The 12,876-nt window shown below is 61.5% G+C and carries 11 protein-coding genes and 2 pseudogenes; 4 read left to right on the forward strand and 9 right to left on the reverse strand.

Translation table 11 applies throughout. The features are described 5' to 3' along the window. Positions 1-9 precede the first annotated feature (9 nt). Positions 10-891 carry an arginase family protein gene (locus ACDK93_RS13940; RefSeq protein WP_458069428.1) on the reverse strand — a complete coding sequence of 294 codons (882 nt, stop codon included), beginning with the start codon at positions 889-891 and terminating at the stop codon, positions 10-12. Beyond that, complete coding sequence (locus ACDK93_RS13945; protein ID WP_458069430.1) at positions 878-1,954, reverse strand: peptidogalycan biosysnthesis protein; 1,077 nt, start codon at positions 1,952-1,954, stop codon at positions 878-880. Before ACDK93_RS13945 ends, ACDK93_RS13940 begins: the two co-directional genes overlap by 14 nt. A gap of 83 nt (positions 1,955-2,037) precedes the next feature. On the opposite strand from ACDK93_RS13945, the gene ACDK93_RS13950 reads away from it, so the two are divergent. Beyond that, positions 2,038-2,307 carry an acyl carrier protein gene (locus tag ACDK93_RS13950; RefSeq protein ID WP_458069432.1) on the forward strand — a complete coding sequence of 90 codons (270 nt, stop codon included), beginning with the start codon at positions 2,038-2,040 and terminating at the stop codon, positions 2,305-2,307. Further along, complete coding sequence (locus ACDK93_RS13955; protein WP_458069434.1) at positions 2,307-3,539, forward strand: beta-ketoacyl-[acyl-carrier-protein] synthase family protein; 1,233 nt, start codon at positions 2,307-2,309, stop codon at positions 3,537-3,539. The genes ACDK93_RS13950 and ACDK93_RS13955 overlap by 1 nt, the downstream gene beginning before the upstream one ends. 83 nt (positions 3,540-3,622) lie before the next feature. On the opposite strand, the gene ACDK93_RS13960 is transcribed toward ACDK93_RS13955, so the two are convergent. Beyond that, positions 3,623-5,026 carry an aspartate aminotransferase family protein gene (locus ACDK93_RS13960; protein ID WP_458069435.1) on the reverse strand — a complete coding sequence of 468 codons (1,404 nt, stop codon included), beginning with the start codon at positions 5,024-5,026 and terminating at the stop codon, positions 3,623-3,625. A gap of 87 nt (positions 5,027-5,113) precedes the next feature. Continuing rightward, positions 5,114-5,824 carry an MtnX-like HAD-IB family phosphatase gene (locus ACDK93_RS13965; protein WP_458069437.1) on the reverse strand — a complete coding sequence of 237 codons (711 nt, stop codon included), beginning with the start codon at positions 5,822-5,824 and terminating at the stop codon, positions 5,114-5,116. A gap of 258 nt (positions 5,825-6,082) precedes the next feature. Here ACDK93_RS13965 and ACDK93_RS13970 point away from each other — a divergent pair, with 258 nt between their 5' ends. Further along, on the forward strand, positions 6,083-6,841 hold the full coding sequence (locus ACDK93_RS13970) for a MipA/OmpV family protein (protein WP_458069438.1): 759 nt from the start codon (positions 6,083-6,085) through the stop codon (positions 6,839-6,841). A 56-nt stretch (positions 6,842-6,897) separates the two neighbouring features. Here ACDK93_RS13970 and ACDK93_RS13975 read toward each other — a convergent pair whose 3' ends face one another. Together ACDK93_RS13975 and ACDK93_RS13980 are read right to left on the reverse strand one after the other, a co-directional pair. Continuing rightward, positions 6,898-7,110, reverse strand: coding sequence for a hypothetical protein (locus ACDK93_RS13975; protein WP_458069440.1), 213 nt, complete (start codon positions 7,108-7,110; stop codon positions 6,898-6,900). 129 nt (positions 7,111-7,239) lie between these two features. Continuing rightward, the gene (locus tag ACDK93_RS13980) at positions 7,240-9,039 is read right to left on the reverse strand and encodes an amidase (RefSeq protein ID WP_458069441.1); all 1,800 of its coding nucleotides are present in this window, start codon (positions 9,037-9,039) and stop codon (positions 7,240-7,242) included. A 270-nt stretch (positions 9,040-9,309) separates the two neighbouring features. Between ACDK93_RS13980 and ACDK93_RS13985 the strand changes: the two are divergent. Then, positions 9,310-9,432 (forward strand): annotated as a pseudogene (locus ACDK93_RS13985) (IS5/IS1182 family transposase); the annotation flags it as partial. Between the two features lie 437 nt (positions 9,433-9,869). Here ACDK93_RS13985 and ACDK93_RS13990 read toward each other — a convergent pair. The 3 genes and pseudogenes from ACDK93_RS13990 to ACDK93_RS14000 all read right to left on the reverse strand — a co-directional run. After that, the gene (locus ACDK93_RS13990) at positions 9,870-11,630 is read right to left on the reverse strand and encodes an XVIPCD domain-containing protein (protein WP_458069443.1); all 1,761 of its coding nucleotides are present in this window, start codon (positions 11,628-11,630) and stop codon (positions 9,870-9,872) included. Further along, on the reverse strand, positions 11,627-12,220 hold the full coding sequence (locus ACDK93_RS13995) for a hypothetical protein (RefSeq protein WP_458069444.1): 594 nt from the start codon (positions 12,218-12,220) through the stop codon (positions 11,627-11,629). Before ACDK93_RS13995 ends, ACDK93_RS13990 begins: the two co-directional genes overlap by 4 nt. A 269-nt stretch (positions 12,221-12,489) precedes the next feature. Then, positions 12,490-12,855 (reverse strand): annotated as a pseudogene (locus ACDK93_RS14000) (transposase); the annotation flags it as partial. Positions 12,856-12,876 lie beyond the last annotated feature (21 nt).

Consider the following 12,876-nt stretch of genomic DNA (forward strand, 5'->3'; position numbering starts at 1 on the left):
GCATCGATCTCAGTTCGAGCGCGCGCCGATGCCTTCGAGCAGCTGCAGGTTCAGCGCATGCTGCTGCGCCTGCCACTCGGCGAGCATGGCCGGATCGATTTCCGGCTGATCGTCCATCGCGGAAAGACGGCGCTTCCACCAGGTTATGTAGCGATAGTGCGATACCTCGCCGTTGATGTCGCTGCCGACCAGGCCGTTGCGCAAGCTGTCGATGATCGCCAGCGCGTGATCGACCTGCAGCTTGCCCTGATCCCAGTTGGTATGCGCCACGTTGGGTGCGAAGGCGTCCTTGTCGATCGACAGGTAGCTGGGCAGCGCCTGCGTGCGCTGCAGCTCGACGAACGCGTCGACCATCGCCTCGGGCGTGTCGAAGCCGCGAAACGCCCGGGCAATGCCCAGCTTGCGCGCCCAGCCCGTGTCCACGCCGATGTTCCAGTAGGTGAGCTTGCCCTGCTTCAGCGGCGTGAGGTAGTTTTCCCACGCGTGCCCGGCGCCGATGTCCGCCGAGGTTATGCCGAGCACGTGCACGTGGCTCACCGACGGCAGCATCGCCACGCGGCGCACCCACGAACCGCAGTGCACGCCGAACGGAAAGCGCATGTTGTCCGGATGGTTGTCCAACACCACGATCTGAATCGACTGATCGGTCTGCAATCGTTCGATCAGCGGCCAGCTCAGGTGATGGAAATCGCCGCTACCCATGAACACCGTGCCGTACTGCTGCGGCAGCAGCTCGTCGAGCATGGTGCGAAAGCGTTGCATGGTCGCGAGCGAGCAACCAAAACGAATCGACTCCTGCCAGTGTTCCAGCGGCAGCACCAGCCGCTGCGGCAGCGGCCCGACCGAGCGGTCGATATCGAGCACCACAGGGCGATGATCAAGACTGTGCATCAGCGGCCTCCGTCGTAGCCTGCCATTGGCGATCGCTTTCAAAATGGCTGCCGAGCCGGCGCAGCAGCGCGCGCAGCAGCGGATTTCGCGCATACACCGCGTGGCGCGTAAACGTCATGCGCGCACCGAGAAACGATTTCACCTGCGGGTCGGTCCAGCCGGCCACGTAATGGGTGAGACCACGTTGCCGCGCGTAGTCGAGATTGTGCATCCAGCTCACGAAATACAGGTTGTGCTCGCGCGCCTGCGGGTAGGCAAAGCCGATGTACTTGTCGATGAGCTTGCCGCCCTCTTCATAACAGAGGTTCCAGCCGATCATCTGGCCCGCGTGGCGATAGACGAACACTACACCGTTGCTTTGTGCATCGCGCAGCAGCGCGCGAAAAAAATCTTCGCTGAGGCGATCGAAGTGGATTTCACTCTGCGCGTAGACGTTGTCGAACAGCGTGTAGAACGCGCGCAGCGTGGCCTCGTCGTCGAATCGCGCATCGCCTGTGTGCACGATCTCGATATCCAGATCGACGCGCGAGCGCAGCTTGCGGCGGATGTTTTTCCGCCGACCCGATGAAAGCCGCGACAGGTATTCGTCGCCGCTGGCGAAATCGATCGGCACCCACGCCAGCGCCTGCCCTTCCAGCAGCACGTAACCCTCAGCCTCGCAGGCGCTGGCGAAGGCGCTGGCCTGGGCGTTATCTGCGTCGCTGAGCAGCGGCGAATCCTGCGCAATGTCCTTGACGATAAGCAGCTTGCAGTCGCTCGCGTAGGCGCCTTTGAGACCCTGAGCGAGCGCGATCGGCGACACGTTGCGCGGCAGCGGCGCGTATTCCGACACGGTGGTGCCGGCAAAGCGCGTACGCCAGCGCAGCGCCCGGCCCCACCATCGATACAGCGGCAGCGCAGCCACGTGCCGACGCAGATCGTCGTCTGCGGTGGTCAGCAAATCGAACGGGGCCACAAAGCACGGCATGCCCTGCGGCGACATCTCCACGCCAAACCCGATCGGCGGGTGGCTCATGAAGTGCGTCAGCAGGGCATCGGGTTCGAGTTGGGCGATGAAAGACATATGCAAGCGATAATGCCTAAACTAATGAGACCAAAATGTTTGCATCGGCAATGTTGCCGCTTGCCACCAGGAAACCACGCGCCATGAACGATTCGACCCAGCAGCAGGTGTTCGAGATCATCGCCAAACAGGCCAAGATCGACGTGACCACCATCACCCCGTCATCCACCTTGAAGGATCTGGGCATCGAATCGCTGGAGGCGATCGAATTGATCTTCGACATCGAAGAACATTTCGACATCACCTTCCCCGACCAGCAGGGCGCCAACTTCGACAGCGATACCGCGCAGAGCCTGGTCGACGCCGTGCAAACCGCGCTGGATGGCAAGGCGGCTGGCGAAGGAAGCAAGTAATGCCCAACGTTTCCACGCGCCGTGTCGTGATTACCGGCATGGGCGCGATCAGCGCGCTGGGCGTCGGTGCGGATGCATTGTGGCAGGGGCTGAGCGAAGGCCGTAGCGGTATTGCACCGCTGCGGCATCCCGACGCCGATCGCCTTCGCGTCAAGGTCGTCGCGGCGCAGGTACCGGCCAGCTACGACCCAACCGCGAACATCGACGAACGCGTGCTGCCTCAGCTTGATCGCACCGCATCGTTCGCGCTGCACGCGGCGCAGGAAGCCATTGCGCAGTCGGGCCTGGTTTTCGATGAGAGCATCGGCGCACGCACGGCCACCATCATCGGTACCGGCGTCGGCGGCGAGCATTCGCACGACGACCAGAGCCGTCGCCTGTACGGCGAAAATGCCGTGCGGGTGCATCCGCTGAGCATTGTGCGGGTGATGGCCAACGCCTCGGCCAGCCAGATCAGTCTTGCGCACGGCCTGCGTGGGCCGACCTTTGTGGTGTCCAGCGCCTGTGCCTCGGCCAATCATGCAATCAGCCAAGCGGCGCAGATGATCCGCTTCGGGCTGGCCGATGTCGCATTGACCGGCGGCACGGACGCCTGCATGAGCTATTCGGTTTTGCGCGCCTGGGAAGCCATGCGCGTGATGGCCGACGACACCTGCCGCCCTTTCAGCATCAACCGTCGCGGTTTGGTACTGGGCGAAGGCGCCGGCATCTTCGTGCTGGAATCGCTGGAGCATGCCCAGTCCCGCGGCGCCACCATCCTGGCGGAGCTGGGCGGCAGCGGCATGACCGCCGATGCCACGGATATCGTGATGCCCAGCGCCACCGGCGCTGCTGCGGCGATGACGCAGGCGTTGTCCGAAGCCGGCCTGAATCCGGCCGACGTCGACTACGTCAATGCCCACGGCACCGGCACGCAGGCTAACGACAGCACCGAAACGCGTGCGATCCGCCTCGCCTTTGGCGCCGACGCCGACCGGCTGGTCGTATCGTCGACCAAGTCGATGCACGGTCATGCGATGGGGGCCTCGGGCGCGCTGGAGCTGGTCGCGGTAGTCAACGCGATCCGCTACGGCATCGTGCCGCCGACCGCCAATTTCGATCAGGCCGATCCGGCCTGCGACCTGGACATCGTGCCCAACGTGGCCCGCGAGATGCCGGTGCGCGCTGCGCTCAGCAACTCGTTCGCGTTCGGCGGGCTCAACGCGGTGCTGGCAATCAAACGCGCGCCCTGACACGCTTTTTTGACGCGACAAACAAAAGAACCCGGCGAGCGATCGCCGGGTTCTTTTTGCGCGCGTGGTGCGCGCCTCGGACATCAGCCCTTCTTGGCTTTGGTCAGCAGCTGATCCAGCAGGGAAATGGCCAGGTCGATCTCTTCGTGGGTGATGTTGAGCGACGGCGCGAACGTGATCACGTTCTTGTACCAGCCGCCCACGTCCAGCACGAGGCCGATCTTCTTGCCGTTGTGCTCCAGATCGCCGGCCAGGCCGATGTCGACCATCTTGTCGAGCAGCGCCTTGTTCGGGGTGAAGCCGTCGTCCGTGCAGATTTCCGCACGCAGGGCCAGACCCAGGCCGTCGACGTCGCCGATTTCCTTGTGCTTCTTCTGCAGGTCGCGCAGACCGTCGAGGAAGTGGGCGCCCTTCTGCGGCACCGTGGTCTCGTAATCCAGCTCGTAGCCCATCTTGATCACTTCCAGACCCAGCGAGGTGCCCAGCGGGTTGGAGTTGAAGGTCGAGTGGGTCGAGCCCGGCGGGAAGATCGTCGGGTTGATCAGCTCTTCGCGCGCCCACAGGCCGGACAGCGGATTGAGGCCGTTGGTGAGCGCCTTGCCGAACACCAGGATATCCGGCGTCACGCCGAAGTTTTCGATCGACCACAGCTTGCCGGTGCGCCAGAAACCCATCTGGATTTCATCGGACACCATCAGGATGCCGTACTTGTCGAGCACCTTCTTCAGGCCCTTGAAGAAGCCCGGCGGCGGAATCACGTAACCGCCGGTGCCCTGGATCGGCTCGACGTAGAACGCGGCGTATTCGCACTGGTTCGTCTTCGGGTCCCACACGCCGTTGTACTCGGTTTCGAACAGGCGCTCGAACTGGCGTACGCAGCTGTCGGAATACTCTTCCGGCGTCATGCCCTTCGGGCGACGGAACGGATACGGAAACGGCAGGAACATCGCGCGCTCGCCGAAGTGGCCGAAGCGGCGGCGGTAGCGGTAGCTCGACGTGATCGACGAGGCGCCCAGCGTGCGGCCGTGGTAGCCGCCTTCGAAGGCGAACATCAGGCTCTTGCCGTTGCAGGCGTTGCGCACGACCTTCAGCGAATCCTCGATGGCCTGCGCTCCGCCGACGTTGAAATGCACGCGACCGTCCAGACCGAATTTCTTTTTCGCGTCGACGGCAATGGTCTTGGCCAGCTCGATGCGGGTCTGGTGCAGATACTGGCTGGCCACCTGCGGCAGCAGGTCGATCTGGTTCTTCAGCACATTGTTGAGGCGCTTGTTGGCGTAGCCGAAGTTGACCGCCGAGTACCACATCTGCAGATCGAGGAACGGCGTGCCCTCGGTATCGAACATGTAGCTGCCTTCGCAGCCGCGGAAAATCTTCGGCGGGTCAACGTAATGCACGGTATCGCCGAACGAGCTGTACTTGGCCTCGTCGGCCAGCAGCTGAGCGTCGTCGATCACGACCTGGGCGTTCTTGTCGAATGCGTTCATGGGCGGAGAGTCCGTGATAATGCAGTGGGAAGATATTTAGAAGGTGTATCGGTACAGAAGTTCAGCCAGTTTCGTAGGCTTGCCGGATCAGTACGGCACACTGAGCGCCGGCTGCGGCGCGTGATCTTCCAGCAGGCTGCCATCGAGCAGGCGCGGCAGCAGGTCTAGCGCGTCCTCGAAACCGGTGATCGGCGCGTAAGGAATACCTGCCGCCCGGCAATGCTCGATCAGGCGATGCTTGGCAAACACGAAGTCCACGCGATCCGCCGCGCAGAAATCCGACGCGCCGTCGCCGATCAGCAAGGTTTTCGTACCCGGGCCAGCAGCCCGAGCCTGGGCCACGCAGGCGCACTTGCAGGTGCCGCTGCGGCAACCGGCCGTCTGGAACGGCGAGGTCAGCTGCCACTGCTTCGGCGGCGGCGCCGGGGCCAGGTGGTTGGCGGCCAGCGGCAGATCGTCCAGGCCGTAGCGGCCGAGAATCTTGTGGATTGCATAATCCAGACCGTCGCTGACCACGCGGATCGGCACATTGAGCGCGCGCGCCTTGGCCACAAAGCCCGGAAACGCGTGATCGATCCACAAACCGGCCAAATGCACATCCAGCTCGTCGCGGGTCATCTTCAGCAGATCGACCTGGCCGGACATGCACTCGCGCGATCCGATGCGGCCCGCGCGCCAGTCCTGCTCCAGCACTTCCCAGCCCGGCCTGCCGAAACGGTCGAGCAGGGAGTCGATGACGTCCTCGACGGAAATGGTGCCGTCGAAATCACACAGGATGGTCCAGTTGGACAAAGGCATGTGTTGTTCACTGTTGTCGATCATCCGTGAAGGATAGAAACACTCCCTTTCGGCCTCCTTTCTCAAATTATTAACGAAAGGTGTCCATGCGTGCGGAGGCATGCATCCGTGCCGGTGAACAAATCACCTATGCTTGCCAGCCCTTGCTGCGCCTGCCTCCCCGACGTGCCCTCCCTCGCTGTGTACAAATTGCCACACCAGACCCTGCCCATCCGGCATATTCAGTTACCTGCAGGTTTGCTCGCTGCCTGCTTGCTGATGGCCCTGTTCTGGCCGCCCGAGAGCCATGCCGACAACAGCGACGAAACCACCGACCCGAACGCCATCACGATGGCGCTGGGAGCGGGCGTGGAGCGCTTGCCCAGCTTCGCCGGAGCCAAAGTCGACCGTGCCGAACCGATCCCATACGTCGATTTCGAATGGCCAGACCACGTCAGCCTATCCACGCTCGACGGCCTGCAGGTCGACCTGATCGGCGGCAGCGTGCTGCACGGCGGCTTTTTTGGCGACTACCAGTGGGGCCGCGATACCGAGGACCTGAGCCCGCGGCTGCGTGAAAAGCTCAACCCGCTTTCGCCACGGCTGACCGCCGGCGGTTATCTGGAGTGGCAGCTCACCAAGCAGATCGACATCGGTACCAACCTCAGCCACGACACCAACGGCGCCGGCGCCTATCTCAATGTCTACGCCGAATGGGATCTGCCCAAGGTATGGCTGATCGAGCATTCCCTGCAGGTGCGCTGGCAGGCGATGAACGGCTCGGCCATGAGCCGCTTTTTCGGCATCACGCCGAACCAGGCGAGCCTGCTCGATGTGCCGTCCTGGCATCCCGGCAGAGGCAGCCAGCTCGCCGATCTGGAGTACGACGTTTTCGTGCCGACTAGCCAGCACACCGGCGTGGCGCTGGCCCTGACCTATGGCCGCCTGCTCGGCAACGCTGCAGACAGCCCGCTGGTCACGCGATTCGGCTCAGCGACGCAGATCTCCGAAGCGCTGGCGTTCGTCTATCACTGGTAATCGGCAACCCGCCGTTATTTGCAGAAAAAGCGCCGCCGCGCGAAACCCGGCACCGATCAGGCCATGATTTTTGGCACAAACCTGCGGTAAATCCGCTCCATCAAAAACCACATCAGCAGGCCGAACACGGCGCCGCCGACCAGCCACAGCCCGGCAGATATCGCGATAAACCGTGCGCTCAGATCATCGCGATGGACGATAAACGTCATCACGATAAACATGGTCAGGCCATAGGACAGCACACCCCTGAGCAGCACGAAGCGTGTCATTCCGCCGGCCCGGGCTTTTTCCCAATGTCGAAAGCCTCTGGCTTTCACGCACGCCCCCATGCAGGTTCAGGCAAAAGCCGTTCAATACGTGTTCGATTCCGGATCATAGATGCCCCGGGCAGAGCCGCCTTAAAACCCCGAAGGCCGCTCGTCCGCAACGTTCATCGCCTGCTCCAGCGCCACGCCGGCCTGGGCTATCGTGCCTTCCTCAAATAGACGTCCAATCAAGGTCACGCCGTAGGGCACGCGGCGCGGTGGCGAAAAGGTGGGAAGCGGATGCTTGGGATCGGGTGCCCAGTCGCTGCGCGCCTGGGATACCTCGACGAAACCGGTGCGCAAGGTCAGCGACGGATGGCCGGTGTTGTTGCTGATCACCAGCATCTCATCGCGCAGGGACGGCACCAGCAGCAGGTCGACGGTGGCCATCACGCGAGCCATTTCGAGGGCGACCTTGCGGCGCAGCCGGTCGGCCTGCACGAAATCCACCGCTGACAGAAAGCGCGATTCGCGAAACAGGTTGGGCCATGCGTCCGGCACCTGCATGCTGAGCTCGTCGGCCTTGCCGCTGAGCGTGAGCTCTTCAAAGGCGGCAGCCGACTCGGCAAACAGAATGAGATTGAGCGAATCGTACGGCCAGTCCGGCAGGCTGACTTCGGTCGGCACCATGCCGAGCTTGCGCATCGCTTCGAGCGAGGCGCGGTCGACGTCGGTAGCCGGGTCTTCCTTCATCCACTTCGGAAAGTAGCCGACCTTGAGGCCCTTGACCGAGGCGCCTGCATCGTAGGCCAGATGGCTGGGCACGCCGGCCACGTCGATGCCATCCGGCCCGCTGATGGCGTGCAGCACCAGCATGGTGTCCTCGACCGAGCGCGTCATGGCGCCGAGTTTGTCCAGGCTCCAGCACAGCGTCATCGCGCCGGTGCGCGGCACGCGTCCGTAGGTCGGGCGCAGTCCGGTGACGCCGCAGCGCATCGACGGACTGACGATGCTGCCGCCGGTTTCACTGCCGATGGAAAAACCGACCAGCCCGGCCGCTGTGGCGGAGCCCGGCCCGGCGCTGGAACCGGACGCGCCTTCCTGCGGCAGCCAAGGGTTCATGGTCTGGCCGCCGAACCAGATGTCGTTGAGCGCCAGCGCGCCCATGCTGAGCTTGGCGATCAATACCGCGCCCGCGTCGCACAGGCGCTTGACCACGGTGGCGTCTTCCGTCGGCACGCGATCGCGGAACGGTTCGGCGCCGTAGGTCGTGCGAATGCCTGCGGTGTCGAGCAGATCCTTCACGCCAAACGGAATGCCGTGCAGCGGCCCGCGGTACTTGCCTGCCGCGATCTCCCGATCGGCCTGCGCAGCCTGGGCCAGCGCCTGCGTCTCCAGCAAAGTGATAATGCAGCGCAGCTGCGGATCGAATCGCTTGATGCGCGCGAGATAAATCTGGGTCAGCCGGGTCGAACTGAGCTGGCGCGTGCGCACCCAGTACGACAGGTGCGTCACCGGCGCAAAGGCGATGTCCTCGTCCTTCGCCGGCAGCGGACCGGGGTTGCGCTGGCTCGGCGAGAAACGATCCTTCGCCGGGCCGGAGGTATGGCCGGGCAGCGTCGGATTCCACACCGTGGCCGGCGGCAGGTTGTCCGGCAGCGCGACCTTGCGCGGGCCCGTGCGTCGCTCGAGCATGCTCGCCATCGACGTGCGCCAGTTCGCCGCCGCCATCGCGCGCTGTGCCGGGGTGAGCGTCACCTGCTCCAGCTTCTCCGCCTCGGCAAACGTGGCCGGCGTGACCTCGGGGCCAACCGCCGGCGCGGTATTGAACGCGCCGGGCGTGCCCGGCGGCGGCTTCACATCGTCAGCGCCCTTCGCCTCGATGCGCGATGCCACAGCAAGACCCAGCAAGCCCAGTGGTGCCTGAGCCAGAAAATCGCGACGCGTCTTCATGATGTCCCCTTCAATAAGATCGATACGCGCACTCAGGCGCCAAACGAGTCCATCCGTCGAGTATTACTTGCTGGAAGAGATAAAGGCCAGACGCGAGCTCAGAAAATTAGAGTCCTGCGACCATATGACAAGGAGCGAATTCAGTATAGGCCAGCTCGTACGAGAGCCGACGAGAGAAATAGATTGCCCAATCGCTTTTCCACCGTGCTGCAAGCCAGTATCTGCTGCCGTGCAGATCACACCCATGAAGAGTCGTTAGATGTCAGGTACCGTGTGATAAAACGGCAACACGGCCACATCAAGGCGCGCTATCGTGGCTTAACCAAAAACGGCGCGCTGGTGCTGACGCTGTGTGCGCTGAGCAATCGGTGGATGACCAGCCGTTGTCTGCTGGAAAAAGAAAGAATAGGTGCGCATGACTGGCGCATCGTGGCAGCAGTACGCGGCCAAGTGGGGCTAGAAGTCGCCGGGTACTTGCGCGGCTGGGGCTCACCGAAGCAATGCGTCAAGCGGCAAAAGGAGGGCGATTACGAATGCGGGTTAATCAGACCATCCCTAGAAATCCTGCGCTTGCGCCATATCCATGCGTCCATACATGGCGAACATCTGAGCTGACTTCATACACTGGGTCATCAACGCCACGTACCTGTAAGTCGAGGCTTATGCTCGTCGCGAGCGGGTGAGTTCAGGGGCTGTCGCAAGAGCTGAGCTGAAATGCAGAACACCTAATTTCGGCACTGCGGCGTCCAATGCAAGCGTTCTCATTGAACGTTCCGGCAGACGCTGTCGTAATGACCAAATAGTGCTTGGACTGGATATCGATGCGCCAACTAGCGCGCCATCCCGGGACTGGCTTGCTGCGGGTTTAGCTGAGCAGCTTGCTGCTGTATTTGCTGCTGAGCCTGCTGCTGCAACTGCTGATTGATCTGAGCCATCTGTTGCGAGCTGTGCTCGATAGGCGTGTGGACTGCCTGCATGGTGTCTACTCTAGCGAAACTGGTAGAACCGATCCTGCCATCTTTCTCAACAGCGAACGCGTTGGCGCCATCCTCGCTCAGAGCGACTACGTCGACCTGTCTTAAACCTCTCGCCTTAGCTTCGACCGTCAAAGCGCCGGCCAGGTTTAAGCTATGGTGATCCGGCACGCGGCCATGTTCGGCATCGACTTTCTTCACACCGTCATAGGCTTGCTGAAACAGTCGATGATCGGGATGTGCGGGATCATTAAGCAGAGGCGTGTGCGCAGACCAACTTTCCGGGCGTCTCTGAGCATAGGCCTCACCGACCGCTACAGCCCCCGCCTGAGTGCCCTGAGAAACCTCCTTTGCAACGTGTTCGGCAGCATGCGCCGTTGCTTCAATGCCACGTGAGGTGGCATCAACGACGGCGTCATAACCTTTGACCGTTTCGTGCGCAACATACCGCGCTCCGTGCACTGTCGCTTCAATGCCACGCGAGGTAGCGTCGACGGTGGCGTCGTACTTCTGAACGGCTTCATGCTCGACATATTGCGCAGCATGCACCGTCGCCTCAATGCCACGCGAGGTGGCATCAACAGTGGCCCGATACCCTTTGACCGTTTCATGTTCGGCGTATTGCGCCGCGTGCGCCGTTGCTTCAATGCCACGTGAGGTGGCATCAACGGCCCCGTTGTAGCCCTTGACCGCTTCGTTGCCGACGTATTGCGTCGCCCGTTCGACAGCGTGGGCGCCATCCACCGCCTTTTCACCGACGAAGCGGCCTGTTGCCATCTCAAGCTCGACAGCCTTTTTTTCTACCTCCCATCGAGCAGAAATCACGCTTCGCGCGACCAGGACATCGTGACGATACTGGTCGAACATGCCTTTGTGGGATTCGTATAGCGCCTCGTTCTCCTTGGAAATGATGGAGTGACCGAGACGCGGGTTATCCGGAAGGAAATTGGTCGCGCTATGTGCGTCCAAGTCCACACCTTTGATCGGCACGCGCGGACTCATCACACCGTTATCGTTGTGGTAGCCGGCCTTCTGAAGCCGTTCGATGTCTTGGGGGGACGCATAAATATGTGTCTCCCCAAAATGCTGACTCCCAGCACTGACCACATCGGTGGCGCGCACATAATTGATTACTTGATGACCACCCTCCGGAACGCCTTGGAAAAGGCCCGCCGCTCCATACGCGTTGAACGTTTCTCCGTGCAGGTGGTATTGATAGGCCGTTATTTCGGCCAACGTGCCGCCGAGCGAATGGCCGGTGACCGTTGCATGGAAAGGCAAATGTGATTGCTCGTCAAACTTCTTTCCTAGCTCCAGAGATTTCTTTGTAAATGCCATCGCGTCGAATGTCTGTGCGTTTACACCGGCAGTGACCATGCCAGCATCGGTCGCGATGTCTTGGTACTTCATCCGAGCGGTATCGGTTCCGCAGTGAGCGATGACGACATCACCAGTATCCTCTCGCACATAGGCCGTGCCCTGATACCCAGTCACCCGATCATGGACTTCGTTTATCACCTTGTAGTGAATCCCGCCCAGGGTAACCTCCGCACCAGGTACGTGGGTGTTGTAAGCGTCTGCGGCCAACATCGCATGGTCTTCGGTGCTTACCGTCATGGCATCACCTTCTTGGAAGACAACGTGATGACGAAAAAGTCACTCCTATGTTTTTTTATAGTGTCGGACAACTCCAGTCCGCCATCACCGAACGTTTGGGCACTGTCGTTTGAGAGGGCCACAATCGGTAGATAAAGATCCACAGACTTTTGAGCCAGCACGTCACTCAGACGAATACTCGGCGCAAAATCTGTGCCGTTGCCGTTGATTTTGAAAGTGGCCAAGGCTGACGACATGATCCAGTGACACACGCCCATGCCGTAATAGTCGGCATCGAGAAAATAATCCGTAACCACCGTTCCCTTGTAGGTATGCTCGTCCACCTTTCTTAGCTCGAACGGGATGAACTGCGCCAAATTACTCTGGTGCCCGCTTATCGGGTCTGGACGGACGCAAGTGCTGTTGTTCTGCACCTCGTAGATCATCGTTCCCTTGGCCGCGTCGAAGCCCCTGGGCGCGTCATGAATCGTAACGGTGATCTCGTAACGCTGCTTGGCGTTGGGGTTTTGCTTGATGTCAGGAGTTTTCATCGTCGAGGCGCCACATCCGGAAGTAATCAGGGTCAGAGAAAAAAGCAGCACGGCGTTCACGCGGCTAAGCATAGATTTGCAGCCTCTGTAGAAAGTCTTGATGAAGGTGGCGATTGGCGACCGCCTGGACACGGCTGGACTGTTCACAGCTGGGCGGCGCGTTACCTGGTTCAGCCATATTTCGGCTATGCATACTCGGCGCTCCATGCTCCGTTGACCAGAGTCTAGCGCCAAATTCAGGATCGTGTCTCTGCGGTCGTCACGCTCTATGAGACCGGGCCACCCTACTCTTCGCGCATGGGCAGAGAGCTTTACCCGATGGATTTACCGTGCGGTTGCGCCAGAGTCAGTATCCGTTGCCGGAGTTCAACGTTTCGATCCAGTCGCGTCGCAGAGGGATGCGCGCTGGCACGCATGCCCGCGATCGCCAAGGGACACCGATCACTAAACTCCTTGTCGATCATATGCCGCGCCAGCCCGCGCGCCGGTGCGCTCACCACTTTTTTCGCAAGCCATTCTCGACGAACTCGTTCTCGAGCACCCGCTCGGCCAGCCGCTTCTTCAGCCACCCGTTCTGGGTTGCCAGCTCCGTCAGCCGCTTAGCGTAGGGCACGGTCATGCCAACAAATTTGCTACGCCAAAGTTAGTACGAAGCCTCGCTGAAGCCGTGCTTGCGGCACATCTCCTTCCGGCATGCCCGCTTCGACCTCGCGCAG

The sequence above is a fragment of the Rhodanobacter sp. BL-MT-08 genome, assembly GCF_054161255.1.